Annotated in this window: 14 protein-coding genes and 1 rRNA gene; 4 read left to right on the top strand and 11 right to left on the bottom strand. The window is 42.4% G+C overall.

The features are described 5' to 3' along the window. Positions 1-183: 183 nt before the first annotated feature. From AAEY72_RS02920 to AAEY72_RS02910, 3 genes are all read right to left on the bottom strand, one after another. Entirely contained in the window at positions 184-1,188 is a 1,005-nt protein-coding gene (locus AAEY72_RS02920) for a DUF4062 domain-containing protein (RefSeq protein WP_352309387.1), read from the bottom strand. A gap of 428 nt (positions 1,189-1,616) precedes the next feature. Beyond that, on the bottom strand, positions 1,617-2,618 hold the full coding sequence (gene murI / locus AAEY72_RS02915; protein ID WP_352309386.1) for a glutamate racemase: 1,002 nt from the start codon (positions 2,616-2,618) through the stop codon (positions 1,617-1,619). A 175-nt stretch (positions 2,619-2,793) separates the two neighbouring features. Further along, on the bottom strand, positions 2,794-3,477 hold the full coding sequence (locus tag AAEY72_RS02910) for a DUF1285 domain-containing protein (protein WP_352309385.1): 684 nt from the start codon (positions 3,475-3,477) through the stop codon (positions 2,794-2,796). 740 nt (positions 3,478-4,217) lie between these two features. Here AAEY72_RS02910 and AAEY72_RS02905 point away from each other — a divergent pair. Next, positions 4,218-5,855 (top strand): electron transfer flavoprotein-ubiquinone oxidoreductase, encoded by a 1,638-nt coding sequence (locus AAEY72_RS02905; RefSeq protein ID WP_352309606.1) that lies wholly within the window; start codon positions 4,218-4,220, stop codon positions 5,853-5,855. Between the two features lie 107 nt (positions 5,856-5,962). Here the strand turns inward: AAEY72_RS02905 and AAEY72_RS02900 are convergent, their stop codons facing one another. Continuing rightward, positions 5,963-7,459 (bottom strand): alanine/glycine:cation symporter family protein, encoded by a 1,497-nt coding sequence (locus AAEY72_RS02900; protein WP_194621102.1) that lies wholly within the window; start codon positions 7,457-7,459, stop codon positions 5,963-5,965. A 759-nt stretch (positions 7,460-8,218) separates the two neighbouring features. Here AAEY72_RS02900 and AAEY72_RS02895 point away from each other — a divergent pair. The 3 genes from AAEY72_RS02895 to AAEY72_RS02885 all read left to right on the top strand — a co-directional run bounded on the left by AAEY72_RS02895 (position 8,219) and on the right by AAEY72_RS02885 (position 11,061). Beyond that, positions 8,219-8,479 (top strand): DUF4212 domain-containing protein, encoded by a 261-nt coding sequence (locus tag AAEY72_RS02895; RefSeq protein WP_010197775.1) that lies wholly within the window; start codon positions 8,219-8,221, stop codon positions 8,477-8,479. Between the two features lie 4 nt (positions 8,480-8,483). Then, on the top strand, positions 8,484-10,352 hold the full coding sequence (locus AAEY72_RS02890; protein WP_189586642.1) for a sodium:solute symporter family protein: 1,869 nt from the start codon (positions 8,484-8,486) through the stop codon (positions 10,350-10,352). 160 nt (positions 10,353-10,512) lie between these two features. After that, the gene (locus tag AAEY72_RS02885; protein ID WP_352309384.1) at positions 10,513-11,061 is read left to right on the top strand and encodes a hypothetical protein; all 549 of its coding nucleotides are present in this window, start codon (positions 10,513-10,515) and stop codon (positions 11,059-11,061) included. Between the two features lie 125 nt (positions 11,062-11,186). Here AAEY72_RS02885 and AAEY72_RS02880 read toward each other — a convergent pair whose 3' ends face one another. The 7 genes from AAEY72_RS02880 to rrf form a co-directional block, all read right to left on the bottom strand. After that, a complete protein-coding gene (locus AAEY72_RS02880; protein WP_194621106.1) occupies positions 11,187-11,789 on the bottom strand; it encodes a rhomboid family intramembrane serine protease in 603 nt (200 codons plus the stop codon). Positions 11,790-11,830: 41 nt separating this feature from the next. Beyond that, positions 11,831-12,883: a 5'-nucleotidase gene (locus AAEY72_RS02875; RefSeq protein WP_194621107.1), complete on the bottom strand. Its 1,053-nt coding sequence runs from the start codon at positions 12,881-12,883 to the stop codon at positions 11,831-11,833. Between the two features lie 166 nt (positions 12,884-13,049). Then, positions 13,050-13,268, bottom strand: coding sequence for a dodecin family protein (locus tag AAEY72_RS02870; RefSeq protein ID WP_194621108.1), 219 nt, complete (start codon positions 13,266-13,268; stop codon positions 13,050-13,052). A 144-nt stretch (positions 13,269-13,412) separates the two neighbouring features. After that, the gene (locus AAEY72_RS02865) at positions 13,413-14,702 is read right to left on the bottom strand and encodes a TRAP transporter large permease (protein WP_194621109.1); all 1,290 of its coding nucleotides are present in this window, start codon (positions 14,700-14,702) and stop codon (positions 13,413-13,415) included. Further along, complete coding sequence (locus tag AAEY72_RS02860) at positions 14,699-15,226, bottom strand: TRAP transporter small permease (protein WP_010197787.1); 528 nt, start codon at positions 15,224-15,226, stop codon at positions 14,699-14,701. Before AAEY72_RS02860 ends, AAEY72_RS02865 begins: the two co-directional genes overlap by 4 nt. A 17-nt stretch (positions 15,227-15,243) precedes the next feature. Then, positions 15,244-16,302, bottom strand: a complete 1,059-nt coding sequence (locus tag AAEY72_RS02855; RefSeq protein ID WP_189586626.1) for a TRAP transporter substrate-binding protein — start codon at positions 16,300-16,302, stop codon at positions 15,244-15,246. A gap of 379 nt (positions 16,303-16,681) precedes the next feature. Further along, positions 16,682-16,796: ribosomal RNA gene (gene rrf / locus AAEY72_RS02850) — 5S ribosomal RNA — on the bottom strand. Positions 16,797-16,897: the final 101 nt, after the last annotated feature.

The following is a 16,897-nucleotide window of genomic DNA, read 5'->3' as shown; positions in this document are numbered from 1 at the left end:
TAACTATTGTTCCAATAACCAATATCATAAAATATTTTTTACGTTAATGAGCTTTATTATCAAGAGTCTTGGCTAAATTCACAACCGTTACCGCGTATGCTTTGTATTACAAAACGTAGTAGGAAACACAGGAAATCCGTTGACAATCCTTACCATGCCATTGATTAAAGCTTCTGATGACCATTACTGAGTCCGAATGGCCGGTTGTTTATTTTTTAATAGGTTTTGAGCATAGAAAGTTAGTTTCCACAATTCTTGCGAGACCCGCGTACCATAAGTCGTTAACTGTATCCAGTTAGCCGCGACCAGCTGGCGTTGCAAATGGTTCAGGTCCTTTTGGGAGATTTGACAGCGTGCTACGGCGTGGACATTGGGCATCTCTTGTTTGATGTCATGCTCAGCCTTGGAGGCGATGAGACGATTCATGGCACTTTGTAAACCGTAACTTGAGAAAGTCGCAGGTATCTTCATCAGCGTGCACAATACCTCCTGCCAACTTAATGTCATCGATCTAGTGACATCTGTCAAGTTGCCACCGGCATAGGCTTGCGCGCTATACTGAATAGAAAAAGTATCTGTTAAGACAATCGGCTTGCTAACACTATCCGCAACACCTCCGTCGACAACACCGCTATTTTGTTTCAGCGGCGTATTCATAGGAGGCCGAGAGATTATCGAATCAGGTGAAGCTTGTTTGATTAATCTTATCGATTCTTCGCTGACCTTTAACCACACGTCTTTTACACTATAGTGAATCACCATATTATGGTAGGCCTGGATAAGCAGTTGCTCGATATCTGTATCCGCATCATAGTAATGAACATGCTTGGCTTGCTGGGTGACTGTGTTGATAAACTCTTGCAACTGCCGACTGATATCTGCACCCTGGTGATGCTTTTTGACTAATATTAGTAAGGGCTTGAGTTTGGCTTTGGCATTCAAATAGCTTAAATGCATTTGACTGACACCAGTATTTTGTACTGTGCCGTAGCTATCCCCAACGACCATTAGCGCATAATCGCACGCATCGATACATTGGCGGCCATACAACGAGGCTTTTGGCAATTTGCTGGAGACATCGTAGGTCAGAAATGCGCGCGCCTGAAAAAAAACCGCCAAACTGTCTAGCACTAGCAACTGATCGTTGTCAGCGCATATGACATGAATGTGATAACGACGGTTTGGCAAAATAACCTCTGCGCTTGGGTGATGACAGGAATAAATATGAACGTAAAAATAGCACAAATATCATGTCTTGCACAGCCCAGCATAATCCTATGGAGGTACGCTCAGCTTATTTTATAATCAGGTCTATGCTGTCTAATACAGATATAGCGAGATGGTTATAAACAGTTTTGTCTTCGCCTATCAATGTCAACGCTTACTAGTCCGTATCTTCATTTTGAAAATAGTGATAAAGATAAGAAAAACAGCATAGATAATATCAATATATTGACCAGCTATTTAACGCCGTTTGGCAAGATTTAGCTATTTTGACTCATCTAGTTGCTTCCGTTCAGATATGATCAATTGAATTTAGGACACGCCCTGAGTATTTAGGACACGCCCTGAGTATTTAGGACACGCCCTGAGTATTTAGGACACGCCCTGAGTATTTAGGACACGCCCTTAGTATAGTACTGTAAGCACGTCTCTTTACCCAGTAAGCGCTGTATTAGCATAACCAACTTATCATCATATTTGGTCGCATAAAAAGTCAACGGAGGTCGATTTTTTTTACCCGTCTCCCTACCTTCTATACCATCATTTTTCGCACTACTATTAAGCAAAGCAGACAATTGGTTTGCAACCAAGAGTTGCTTGACCCGCTCAGCGATCGCTTGTCCTGAATCCACCACTTGTATCGATAGTTGCTGCTGCGCAATCTCATCCAACAAAAATGCTTTAAAAAATGGATAATGGGTACAGCCTAGTACCAACTGATCCACTCCATCTTGTGCAAATATCTGTAGCTGCTGCCGTAACCGCTTCGCAGTCTCACAATTCTCTGGCATACCTGCCTCTACCCAAGGTACCAACTGTGGATCGAAATATTTGGTCACTAGTGTGCGATTAGGACTGGCAATAGCAGTAATAACTTCATTCAGTAACATGCCATTCAAAGTTGCTTTGGTAGCCAATACAGCAACGTGTTTGCTCTTACTGGCCAACACTGCTGGCTTGAGCGCTGGTACCAAACCGACAATAGGCAACTGCGGATAACATCGTCTAGCTGTCTCTAAAGCATAGGCCGAAGCACTGTTGCAGGCAATCACAATGAGCTTGCAGCCCTGCTGATACAGCCACTCTACTGCTGTCAGGGTCAAGGCTTCGATATCTTCACTATCACGATTGCCATACGGCACATGCAAAGTATCTGCATAATAAATATAACGCTCGGCAGGCAGCTGTTGGGCTAAATGCAGATAGACAGACAGACCGCCTATACCAGAATCAAATAAGCCAATCGGGGCATTGCGCTCTTTATTAGTCATAGCTTGGCTAACCGAAGTGGCATTTTTAGCGGTATCAATAACAGGTTTTTTAGAATCTCGCTTTTCAACGGCAATCGATGGCCTCTCAACTACGTTTAACAGATTGGTTGCAGCAATATTCATCGGTACGCTACCGCTGTCTTCATGTCGATACCTTCATTTTGATAGCAATTTTCAAATGTTACTCTTAATATAGAGCTTTACTCTTAATATAAAACTTTACTCTTAATATAGAATATTACTCTTAATATAAATAGAAAGGCAGCTTATCGCAATAATAAATAAGACTTAGTAATAATTAGCCAGTTGGCATAGAAAGCTCGTAAGATCGACCACCACTTTGCAAGGTTAGTATCGTCTCACCTTTTTGCTCTGTCAGTTCGCCGATTTCAGTCAAATGATAAAAAACATTACGACCAATTAATGCAGTCAAACCGTTTCTGACTGGCATATAAGGTCTTACTTGCACGTCAGATTGGTCGTCAGTAGTACCATCAAGGCTATAAGCCCGTAAAGTAATTGGATGCTCGTCATCTAAACGTACCACATCACCAGTCGTTGTGGTAAATTCTAGCCAGCTATTATTAGCTTCATCGACGATACCGACATCATTAATCAATAATGGTGCATCTTCTACCTGAATGCGAAGTTTTTGTACGGGTGTCTTTAAAAAATACTCTGCTACGCCATTATTTTCTTCTTTCCATAAGATAGTGGCAAATAAGCTCACCAATGACTCTCTGGTCATTTGTCCGCCTTCATGCCACCACTCACCGTTGGCTTTAATCACCAAATCCATATCATCCACTTGTTCAGGGTGCCATTTTTCCAGTGGTGGTATCGCTCTTCCCTCGCGTGTGCCTGCGGCAGACTTTAAATACTGGTTAAGTGCTTTCATCGGATTTTGGTTGGATGCCACGTGCTGTGGGCTATTAGCGCTGCTTTGTATATTATTATCTATCTTACTATTGTCATTACTCATCAGTTCATCCTTTACCTAGTAATTAAAGTTTGGCAAATCTGTTATTACTATAAATTTTAGTTTCGGGTATGATGAGACCATATCAACATTATACCTTTGCTACATGAATTTCACCTTAACACTGATACTCGTAAATGCGTATCGTGTTTATAGGACTTTTCTTTTATAATGAGTAACGATTTTTTATTGAAACAGTCAAGTGAGCGTTGTATTAACGACACATTTTAGCTGATGTGTTAATAGTTTTTCATTAACTGAGTTTAACTACTAGGTTTAGTTTAATAGCAACGTTGTCAATTGATGCCGCAAAGACAGTTTCTGTCGAGCAGCCATATGTCTGAGTGAAATTAGCGCCGCAAGCCTTATTATGCAATTGTTAAGCTAATGATGCCCTGAGATAAGCCACTAAAAGTTTAGGAGTAGGTATGCAAGAGCAAGACAATCAAAAGCCAGTCGTCGACGGTGATAGCGTTCACACTGATGCACCAGTCGCGACAGATACGGCCAAGCCAGACACCACAACACCAGAGTCAACGACGCTGACCAAAGAAGCGCCAGCTGAAGAAGTTGCTGTCGAAACCGCCGACCTCGATAAAGCAGAGACCAATGAAACTGCGACAGAAGAAGCAGTCGAAACGGTAGCCGCGGATAAAGAGCCTGCTGAGAAAGTAGCGATCGAAAAAACGCCTGAGCCAGTAGTAGAACCTGTCGCGGCAGAGCCTGAGATTGAGCGCGAATCCATGGAATTTGACGTTATTATCGTTGGCGGTGGACCTGCTGGTCTATCTGCTGCGATTCGTCTGCGTCAGCTCGCTATTAAAGCTGGCAACGATGAATTTATGGTTTGTGTGGTCGAAAAAGGCTCTGAATTTGGTGCGCATACCTTATCTGGCGCGGTTATCGAACCACGTGCGTTGAACGAGTTAATTCCAGACTGGAAAGAAAAAGGCGCACCGCTTAACGTACCAGCCACCGAAGATCGCTTCTACTACTTAAATTCAGCCACACGCTCTACTAAAGTGCCTGATCCGTTGATTCCAGCACCGATGCACAATGACGGTAATTATATTGTCTCGCTAGGTAATGTGGTTCGTTGGTTAGCAGTACAAGCTGAAGAGCTAGAAGTCATGATGTTCCCAGGCTTCCCAGCTGATGATATTTTGTATAACGACGATGGTTCGGTACGCGGTATCCTAACTGGTGATATGGGTGTCGCCGCCAATGGCGAAGCCAAGCCAAGCTTTGAGCCAGGTTATGAGCTGCTTGCCAAATACACTATTTTTGCCGAAGGCAGCCGTGGTCATCTAGGCAAGCGCTTGATCAGCCGTTTTGATCTTGATAAAGACTCAGATCCTCAGCATTACGGTATTGGTCTAAAAGAATTGTGGGAAGTTGTCCCAGAGAAACACGAGCAAGGCGTGGTCATGCACGGACTTGGCTGGCCATTGACCGAAACAGGCTCTACTGGTGGGTGGTGGTTATACTTCGACGAAAACAACCAAGTCAGTTTTGGTCTCGTCGCAGATCTGTCCTATCACAATCCATACATGTCACCATTTGATGAAATGCAGCGCCTAAAGACGCATCCTGTCATTAAGAATGTATTAGAAGGTGGTAAGCGCATTTCTTACGGTGCTCGTGCTTTGACTAAAGGTGGCTTAAACTCACTACCAAAACTCACCTTCCCAGGTGGTGTATTGGTCGGTGATGATGCTGGATTCTTGAACCCAGCAAAAATCAAAGGTACGCACACGTCGATGAAGTCAGGCATGCTAGCAGCCGAAGCTATTTTTGAAGCATTACAAGCAGATCGTCAGCACGATGAAGTGATTGCTTATACCACCATGTATAAAGAGTCATGGTTGTATAAAGATAACTACGAGTCGCGCAACTTCTCACCTGCGATACATCGTATGGGTCTGTTTATGGGCGGAGCGTTTACCTTTATCGAGCACAACTTATTGAAAGGTAAAATGCCATTTACCTTGCACGATAACCTGCCAGATTACGATCAGTTAGAGCGTGCCAACCACGCTTATCAGCCCACCTACCTTAAGCCTGATGGCAAGCTGATATTTGACAAGTTGTCGTCGGTATTTATCTCTAACACCAACCATGCCGAAGATCAACCAACGCACTTGAAACTCACCGATCAAACGGTGCCTATTTCAATCAACTTACCCCTATATGCTGAGCCAGCACGTTTGTACTGCCCAGCGGGTGTCTATGAAGTGGTCAAAGATGCGGAAGGTGCTAAGTTTGTTATCAATGCGCAAAACTGCGTGCATTGTAAAACCTGTGACATCAAAGATCCCTCGCAGAACATTACTTGGGTAACGCCCGAAGGTGGCGGCGGTCCTAACTATCCAAACATGTAAGTCATGATTGAGATAAATAGAAATCAATAAAAAACCGCTCTTAATAATAAGGGCGGTTTTTTTTGTACTCATACACTTTATTTAACAGTCACAACTAATCTGTCAACTTAATCCGTCCAGGCATCACGATTGGCTTCGTCTTTTAACTTCACAAAGTCATCAGGATTGAACTTAATCTGATCTCCTGTTTTGCCTTCTTTCACTTGGCGCTCGTAGTCACGCAAAATTCTAAGTGCTACTGGAGACAAAAGCAAAATCGCCACTAAGTTGACCAAGGCCATCAGACCCATCGACAAATCAGCGAAGTTCCAGATGGCAGGCAAACTAGCAATCGCACCGACAAAGACCATACCCAACACCATAAAACGGAAAATCATAATCATCACTTTGGCGTTTTTGGCACCAGAGATAAACTCAAGATTTGATTCACCGTAGCTGTAATTGGCAATAATGGACGTAAATGAGAAAAAGAAAATAGCAATTGCGACGAAGACCACACCCAAATCACCAACATACTGGGACAAGGCCAACTGCGTAAGCTGAATACCTTCTTGCTCAACGTTCGGGTCAACCACACCCGATAAGATAATAATCGATGCGGTGGCAGTACAAATAATCAGCGTGTCCATAAAGACACCGAGCATTTGCATAAATCCTTGCACTGCTGGATGGTCAGGATGACTTTTTGCTGTTGCCGCCGCATTCGGGGCTGACCCCATACCTGCTTCGTTAGAAAACAAACCACGCTTGATACCGTTAATCATCGCCTGAGCAATACCGTAGCCGATGACCCCGCCTGCTGCCTGCTCAAAACCAAAGGCGGATTTTACAATTAACGCAATCGCTGCGGGGAATTGGCTAAAGTTAGTAACGATAATGAATAGCGCCAATAAGATATATAAAATCGCCATCACCGGCACAATTTTACCCGCGATACGAGCCACTGAGCGTAAACCACCAAACACCACTGGCGCCACCAGTACTACTAATATTAAGCCTGTCATCCATGTTGGAATACCAAAGGCTTCATTGGTTGCTTGAGCAATGGTATTTGACTGCACGCCATTGAACGCCAAACCAAAAGCCACCAGCAAACATAACGAGAAAAATATTGCTAGCCAGCGTTTCCCCAGACCTTTTTCAATATAGTAAGCTGGTCCACCGCGGTAAACGTTATCGTTATGCGGCACCTTGTATGCTTGCGCTAAAGTAGACTCAATAAAGCTGGTCGACATGCCGACTATCGCTGTCATCCACATCCAAAAAACAGCACCCGGACCACCGAGATAAATAGCAATTGCGACCCCTGCCAAGTTACCCGTACCAACGCGCGCCGCGAGTGAGGTCATCAAGGCTTCAAACGAGCTGATACCGCCATCTTTGCGCCCTTGGTTTGAGACACGTAACAGCTGCCACATATGACCAAAGTGGCGAAACTGTATAAAACGTGTGGCCACGGTAAAATAAAGACCTGCGCCAATCAGCACGAACATCAGTAATCCATACCAAGGATTGCTCGCAATTAACCAGTCATTGTTACCCCAGATAATACTGACACCATAATTTACGATGTTATTAAACCAACTTACTATCCCTTCGTTCATATGGGCTCCCTACTCACTCTTTATATACGTTACTTAAATTTTATATTAATATCATATTTTAACGATTCAAAACCTCACAAGGTTATGGACAAAATGTCTGATACTAAAACATCCTGTGCATGATATAGATATTAAATGACTTGCGAGTATCACGTTTGGTTATCAGTTTCATATATTTATTTCTAAAATAAATAATGCTTGTATCTCATATTATATAGAATATAAATAAATAATAATTTAGCTGCATATACTGAACATTTTGCGTTCAATTTCAGTAATGTCGCTTTTATAATAGTAACCAAACTAATTATCAGTATATTCCCCATAATTTATGCTCAGTTGTTTGCAATGATATTTATTGAATCGTGCTAAGATGAATTTCATACCTATTTGTGCTGCTTTTATAATTACCAGTCAGCACAAAGAGTTAGAGTGCTCAAAACATTAAAACTCTTGTCAGGAAGACGAGATTGCAAAAAAGACACTGGATAGTCCACCCTTTCTGCCTTCCTCAAGAAATGCTGTTTTTACCATTCGATGGTTTAGATCAATGGTTTCAATCAATGTGATGCCTACAAGAGTAGTTGCTTTTATTTTAAGTAAAAAACCACCAATAAATAAACATACTATTGCGCGTCATCGTTTTCATTATATAAAGCAGTACGTGTCTATTTTTTATATTGATTTTTTTGATAAGAAATAACCACTGTCTTTTTTATATTGTTGGTATTTTTTAGGTAAGACAAAAGGAGTTGTCCTATGGAAAATCATAACGATCCATCCGGTTATTGGCGTGCCAATATCCGTCTCATCGTAGGTAGCCTAGTTATTTGGGCACTATGCTCGTACGGCTTTGCTATCTTATTACGTCCCCTCTTAGCTGGTATCAAGATCGGTGGTACTGACTTGGGCTTTTGGTTTGCCCAACAAGGATCCATCGGAGTGTTTATTATTCTGATTTTCTTTTACGCATGGCGTATGAATAAGTTAGATAAACAATATGGCGTAGACGAGGAATAGCCCCATGAGTCAATTTGTAGTTAATCTTATATTTGTGGGTCTATCCTTCGCTCTGTATTTCGGTATCGCGATTTGGGCCCGTGCTGGTTCGACCAGTGAATTTTATGTTGCAGGCGGCGGTGTCCATCCAGTCGTCAACGGTATGGCAACCGCTGCTGACTGGATGAGTGCGGCGTCATTTATCTCAATGGCAGGTCTTATTGCTGCTGGTGGTTATGGCGCTTCCACCTATTTAATGGGTTGGACAGGCGGTTATGTTCTACTCGCGATGCTCTTAGCCCCTTACTTACGTAAATTTGGTAAGTTCACCGTTCCTGATTTCATTGGTGATCGCTTTTATTCCAAGACGGCAGCTATGATTGCTGTGGTGTGTTTGATTACCGCATCGACCACTTACGTTATCGGTCAGATGACCGGTGCTGGTGTTGCATTCTCGCGCTTCTTAGAAGTTGAAAGTACCACTGGTCTGATTATCGCAGCAGTCGTTGTATTCTTTTACGCGGTATTGGGCGGTATGAAAGGGATTACTTACACGCAGGTTGCACAGTATGTCGTTCTAATGATTGCTTATACCATTCCTGCGGTTTTCATCTCACTTGAATTAACGGGTAACCCTATTCCAGGCCTTGGTTTGTTCTCAAATCATGTTGAATCAGGTGTTCCTATTTTGACCAAGCTGAATCAAGTGGTTACTGACTTAGGTTTTGCATCGTATACTGCTGATGTGCCTAACAAGCTAAACATGGTGCTATTTACCTTGACGCTTATGATCGGTACTGCAGGTTTACCACACGTTATCATTCGATTTTTCACTGTACCTAAAGTGGCAGATGCGCGTTGGACCGCAGGCTGGACACTGGTATTCATCTCGCTACTGTACTTCACCGCTCCTGCCGTTGGTGCTATGGCGCGCTTAAACTTAGTAGATACTATCTATCCACAAGGTGTCGAAAATCAACCTATTCTCAATAATGAGCGTCCTGACTGGATGAAAACATGGGAAGAGACTGGTCTTATTAAGTACAACGATCTAAATAATGATGGTCGTATCCAGTTATATAGCGACAGTGGACTTGGTGCCGCGCAAATAGCCCTTAATACGGCTGAAGCTGACGGTGGCGATGTTGCTACCGCAACTGCAGCGGTAGAAAAAGCTCGCATTGCTCATGATGCAGAGCTTGATGGTCGTTTTGCTGATGCCGGATGGGCAGGTAACGAGCTTGATGTAAACGCTGATATCTTAGTACTTGCTAACCCAGAAATTGCTAATCTGCCATCATGGGTTATTGGTCTTATCGCTGCAGGTGGTTTGGCAGCAGCACTATCAACAGCAGCTGGACTACTCCTTGCGATCTCATCAGCGATTAGTCATGACTTAATTAAACGTAACTTAAACCCAAATATCACTGATAAACAAGAGCTTAAATATGCTCGTATTACGATGGGTGTGGCAATCGTAGTAGCGACTTATCTGGGTATTAACCCACCAGGGTTTGCTGCGCAGGTTGTTGCCTTAGCCTTTGGTATTGCGGCATCCTCATTGTTCCCTGTGTTGATGATGGGTATTTTCTCTAAACGCATCAACAATCTTGGCGCTATTGCAGGTATGTTGACTGGTTTAATAGTTGTTCTTGTCTATATCTTTATGTTCAAAGGTTGGTTCTTCATCAGTGGTACTGCTAACTTCCCTGATACTGAAGAGTACTGGTTATTTGGTATCTCACCATTATCATTTGGTGCAGTTGGTGCGCTGCTTAACTTCATCGTAGCATTCGCCGTATCTTATGCTACTGCCCCACCACCAGCACATATCCAAGAGTTGGTTGAGAGCGTACGTTCTCCACGTGGCGCTGGTGGTGCCGTCGACCACTAAGCTTGCAACTGAGGATATATCTTCTGTTAATATATCACTCACAGGCAGTCACTGCTTGTGAGTGATTTTTTTATCTTGGCGCTATAATAACGATATTTTAAATTCTTCCTTATATCCAATAAGTTCAATTAAACATATCTCACGCATTAAGGAATATTTTATGCTTTTTGAGTTTATCGCTACCATCGCTGCCGCATTTGGCATGGCTGGACTAGCACTTATCATAACTCACCTCAGCAAACTGGCAGGCAAACGCGCCCCTAAATGGCTGATTCCCTTATTTGCTGCTATTGGTATGTTTGCATTTCAGATAAATCAGGAGTACAGCTGGTATGGTCAACAAGTGGAGAAGCTACCAAAAGGTGTAGAAGTCGTCAAAACAGCTAAAAGCACTGAGTGGTTCCGCCCATGGTCTTATGCTAAGCCGCAAATATTACGGTTTATCGCTGCCGATATTGGAAATGCTAGTGTACAAATAGATAACCCAGATATAAATTTATTCAATTTATATTTATTTGAAAGACGAAGAGCCGTAGAGACAGTCCCTCAAGTTATCGATTGTAGTATTCCTGCACGTGCAGACTACGTAATACCTGAGAAAGGCAATACGCTATCAATTGATGAACATGTAAAGCAAACGACTGCATGGCGAGACCTAGCAACAGATGATCCGCTATTTATCAGTATTTGCACTGATAAACAAAGCTAACGAATTAAGAGAGATTTAGAACAGTGCATCCATCAACAGGGAAGTCTTCAAAGAGACATGTGATGATAAGGCAATATTTTAGACGAATAAAAAATCTGAAAATACTGCCTTATTTACTTTGCTTTTCAATGATGAGACGTTGTCGTATAAGTGTGCTTAGAATTGGCACCTAGCAGCAGCCCCGCACATAAACCACCAAAATGCGCCGCGAATGATATACCTTCTTGCGGCATTAAGCCTTCTTTGATAGTGAGCCAATACCCTGCCCCCATAACGATACAAGCGATTAAATAACCCCAACGCCGAGCGAACACGGCTCCCCCTATCATATAACCAAGCATCGCGAAGCATAACCCTGATGCCCCGATATGAATTGATAGCGGCGAGCCAATGACCCAAGTGACCAAACCGGAAGCGATAATGAGCTTAACAATCGTACGATAAGCATTGTTCTCAAAAAGCCCAAATAAAAATAAAATTTGTAATAAAGTTACACTATTGCCAAGCAAATGTGAAAAATTGCCATGCATCGTCCATGAAGCAAACACCCCAATCATGCTACCGATATCAAGAGCACGCGGCACGATGCCAAAGATATTCCACAGTCCAAACAGCGCAAACTTATTGAGAAAAAACATACCCCACATCGGCACTAAGACAAAAGCATATAAGCCGATAACTTGCTTGATTCGTACCAATATCAACGTGAGTAATTGCCGCCACTTCATATAATCTTTTATCCTATTGATTTTATTTTATTCAACAGACCCTAATGGTTCACTGAAAACAGTGGTTGCTGTATCGGCTTGAATGATAATAATGAAGCATCTTTGTCCGCTGTTAAATAACTATTGGCATGCAGTAACGACGTTGAATGATAAGGCACTAAGGCGGTAGGAACAAAACTGCGCGCGGCATCGATATGTTTAATAGAGTCATCAAAAAAGATATGTGGCGCAAACGTTCTAAGTACAGCCGTTTTTTCCAGACCTCCTAAGAAAAACGCCATATCAACATTGACGCCCCACTCTCGCAATGTCTTAATCGCACGCAGGTCAGCGGGTGCATTGCGAGCCGTCACCAACGCAATCTTTATGGGAGAATATTGAAGGCCTGCTGGTAGACGCTCTTGCAAGTTCGATAGCTTAATTAATAATTCAGCATAAGGCCCTTTCTCAATTGGCAAGTCACGCATTTGTGCTTCACGATCATGAAAGGCACGTAATCCTTTTTGCTTATAGAGCAGCTCACCTGAATCATCAAACAGCACGGCATCACCATCAAAAGCGATACGCAGCTGATTGGTATCCAATTTATAAGTATTAACAGGGGTCGCATCCAATATCGCACAAGCGCAGATATTGGTATCAGCAACTTGCTGCGCATCCTCACGATTGGTAGTCAAAAACAGATCAATATTAAAATCTCTGATATAAGGCGAAACAGGACTACCCGATATGAATGCTGATCGAGAAATATTGAGTCCATGTTCACGAATGGCATTGAGTACTTGAATACCCGTATCTGGACTGCTTTTCGAGACAATCACTACTTCGACCAAAGGCGCTTCAATATCAGGGAGCTGTACAGTATCGTCTTCACAATAATGATTCAAATTTAGCAGTGCTTTGATAAGCGGATAGCCCGCGCCAATATTTAACGGCTCGTTTTCACGCGCTGCCATATAGTCACGAAACTCTTTTATAGCACTTTCAGGCCGGTGTTCTAATAGCTGTAATAGATAATTTTCTGATTCTGCTAAATCAAACAGCGCGGTTGCAGAAATCGCGACTATGAGCGTGTTACTAAAATCGACAGCCATAAATGTTTACTTCTATTCTAAATATTCAAAATGATAGCGTTTTATTTTACTACATATATAGGCAAGCTGTGTGGCTACTCCTGCTAATCACAACAATCCTCAATATATATTTTTTACGACAAAAAAAAGACTGCAATCGCAGTCTTTTTTAGGTTTCAAGGAACACTTAGCTAATATCAGCACCATCATTAATGACAAAACTTACAATCATAATGACATGATATTTAGTGATTTTTCCATCAGTAACCCCTACTTTTTGCTCTTTTATCCAAGCGCCTTCAACATTATTAACGGTCTTAGAAATCCGTTCAATACCTTGTTGAATAGCATCTTCAAAACTGGTTTCAGAGGTACTACTGATCTCGATATTCTTGGCAATTGTCATAATATTTCTCGCATCCATGTGATTCTAAAATGAGTGTTTTAAGACAAGCTTATCGTAGAGATAATATTTCAAAGCGATGTCTCTCATTTATTCTAGCGTTATACATAGTATGCAACAATGCTTCAGTGTTATTTTATGTAGGAATTAACTTAATAGCACTAAAGATATCGCTGGAAACGCGACCAGAATAACCAATCGAATCACATCAGAAACAATGAATGGGGCTACCCCGCGGAACATATCGGACAGTTTGATATGCGGAGCCATTGCCTTAATCACGAAAATATTCATTCCCATCGGCGGCGTTATCAATCCAAGCTCTACCGTCAATACGGCAATAATACCAAACCATACTGGATCGAAGCCTAAAGCAACAATGATTGGATACACCACTGGAATGGTAATAACCAGCATCGCTAAAGCATCCATGAACAACCCTAGGAGGAAGTACATGATCAAGATACAGATCAGTACGACCATTGGACTCACTGCTAACGTACCAATCCATGTCGCTAATGTATAAGACAAGCGTGACACTGAGATAAAATAGCCCAAAGCTTCTGCACCCAGTAGCATAAAGAAGACCACTGCTGATAATGCGAGCGTCTCAATCAGCGATTGCTTAAGGCCTTTCATACGCATGCCTTTAACAAAAGCGTAAGCCCAAGAGACAAATGCACCGACTGCTGCGCCTTCTGTGGGAGTGAATAGCCCAAAGAAAATACCCGCAATAATCACGATAAAAATGAAGCTAAACGGTATCAAACCGGTTAACGATATGAGCTTCTCTTTCCAAGTAGTCGACTCGCCACGACGCGCTAAATGCGGTTTCCAGCGTACCATAATCATGACAGTGATTGAGTACATCACCATCCCTAACATACCAGGCAAAAAGCCTGCAATAAACATGTCACCAACGGACTGCTGAGTTAGGATGGCATAAACCAGTAGAGCAATACTAGGCGGAATCATAATACCTAATGTGCCACCTGCTGCTAAAATACCACAAGCAAAACCAGGTTGATAACCATACTTCTCCATCTGTGGCAACGCAACTTTCGTCATAGTAGAGGCAGTAGCTAATGATGAGCCTGAAATAGAAGCAAAAATACCAGATGATCCGATACCCGCGATACCAAGACTCCCTCGTACTCCACCAAAAATGGTTCGGGTAGCTTCAAACAACTTTCCTGCCATACCTGAATGTGTGGCAAAGACTCCCATTAAAATAAACAACGGAATAGCACTAAAGTCATATTTTGCCAAGACATCTACCGGAATGTCTTTGAGCATCTGTAAAGCACCGCTTGGCGCAGTCACTGCCCCAAAACCAACCAATCCCACACCCAACATGGCAAGTGCCACTGGCACTCGCAGGACAACAAGCAGGATCATGATGACTAAGCCAATGGCTCCAATAATTTCTGGACTCATGCGCCTGTCTCCTCGGCGTCAAAGAACTCGCCCGTTTTAAAGATATTAATGGATTCGATTAGCGAGCGAATAGCGAGTAAAAGACTTAAGAATGCACTAAATGCATAGATGGGCATCATTGATAGTCGAAGATCTTGGGTAACTTTACCGTATTCTATGGCATCAATGGCGCTCTCATAGAGACCCCATGAGAACACAATACCAATGACAAAAAAGCCCATCATAAAGATGCCCATCATGTAGCCTTTAACGGCTTGAGGCATCTTTTGAGTAAAGACATCAACGATGATTTGTGAGCGTTCGACGAAAGCGGCAAAGGCGGCAAGCAAGGAAAATAGCATGAAATAAGACACAATTTCCACGCTACCCTTGACCGTAAATCCAAACTCACCACCAGTGAGCTTGAATATATAACGAGCCGTCACATCCAACATGGTGGTTAGAACAATAATAATAAGACTGACACCACCAAAAAATTGGCATAATCTAGAAATAAAGGTACTGATTTTGACTAAAAATGCCATGTGACACCTCCAATAGGTTATACCTTACAGGCAGCACTGGCAGCTTTGGCCTTTTCATAGACACTATCAGCATCCAAACCTAAAGCATTAACGTCTTTTAGATATTTTTGCGTTCCTCTTTCCAGCGGACCTTTCCAATCTGGATCATTTAGTGGATCAGGAATTTCGATAATTTCGTCACCCTTATCTTTGGCAGCTTGAATTGCCATCTGATCATGCTTATCAAACACTTCACCGACCTTATTAGCCAATGCCATCCCTGAGTTTTTATCCAAGACTTGTTTTAGATCATCAGGCAAATTATCGTACTTATCTTTGTTCATCGTCACCATAAGCGCTGAACTATAAAAAGGAATATTGGTATGATATTTCGTAATCTCATCGATTTTGAAAGCAGTCACTGCTTCCCAAGGGAAACTCAAGCCATCCACAACTCCGCGCTGTAAAGAGGTATACATATCATTAGCAGGTAGACCTACCGGTGAAGCGCCAGCGCTTTCGATGATATCACCAGCCACGGCTGAAGGACGACGGATACGCATACCTTTCATATCTTCAGGCGTTCGAATTAGCTTGTCAGTGGTATGAAGTGCGCCAGGACCAGCACCGTACATAAACAGGAGATGAGAATCTTCATATTCACTAGCAAGTGTGCCATCATCATAAAGGGTCTGGAGCATACAGCCCATTTGAGTGGCTGAATTTGATAGTCCGGGGAGCTCAGTAATCTGAGTTAAAGGGAAGCGGCCGTTAGTATAGCCATGAGCCTGTGAGCCTATATCGATCGTACCTTTTGCAGCAGATTCATAGGTAACATCTGCTTTAGCAAGACCTGCTGAGGGATACAATTCTACTTTCAAGCGACCATTAGAATCTGTCTCTATTTGTTTAGCCCAAGGTTCAAAAACCTCCGTACTAATAGATGATGTTGCTGGCCAAAAGTGAGAAAAGCGTAAAACGGTGGTTTCTTGAGAAGTTGCTGATGAGCCATCAGTAGTATCAGCGGATTGGTTAGAACAGCCTAAAAGACTGATCGCTGCCAAGGCACCAATTGAAAAAAGAGGAGCTAGCTTCATTATCAATTCCTTTTGATAATTATGAGATGAGGAGTAGAGCTTACGTTTAGCACTCTAAGTCGATGAAATAATTAATCATTTACAAAGTTAAAACGTCTTTCTAATAAATCTGCAATAAATATACTATATAAAATTAGCAGCTATAATGATATAAGTCAAATCATTTTGAGCATATAAGGTAATAATCCATTCAAAAATAAGCATAGATTAACGAAACTCAATTAACAAATCTAATAGTACTCTCAGAGTACTAAATTTTGAGCGATTACCGACCGCAAGCAAAATATTTCAAACAACGAATGTTTGTAAATAACCAAACCGCACACGAAACAAAACCCCCCTCTGCTTTCGCAAAGGGGGGTTTAGCTTTTGAATAGAGAGCTGACGATGACCTACTCTCACATGGACGAATCCACACTACCATTGGCGCTACGATGTTTCACTTCTGAGTTCGGGAAGGGATCAGGTGGGGCCATCGCGCTATTGTCGTCAGCAAAGGGGGTTAGATATGAGTCTGATGTTGTTATTATTGACGTCAAGATATTATCTATTGGTCGACCAACTTGTAACCTAACTGAATCAAGGTTAAAGGTGA

The organism is Psychrobacter sp. W2-37-MNA-CIBAN-0211 (assembly GCF_040309405.1).
GTDB lineage: Bacteria > Pseudomonadota > Gammaproteobacteria > Pseudomonadales > Moraxellaceae > Psychrobacter > Psychrobacter glaciei.
This window is presented reverse-complemented; position numbering and strand designations above follow the sequence as displayed.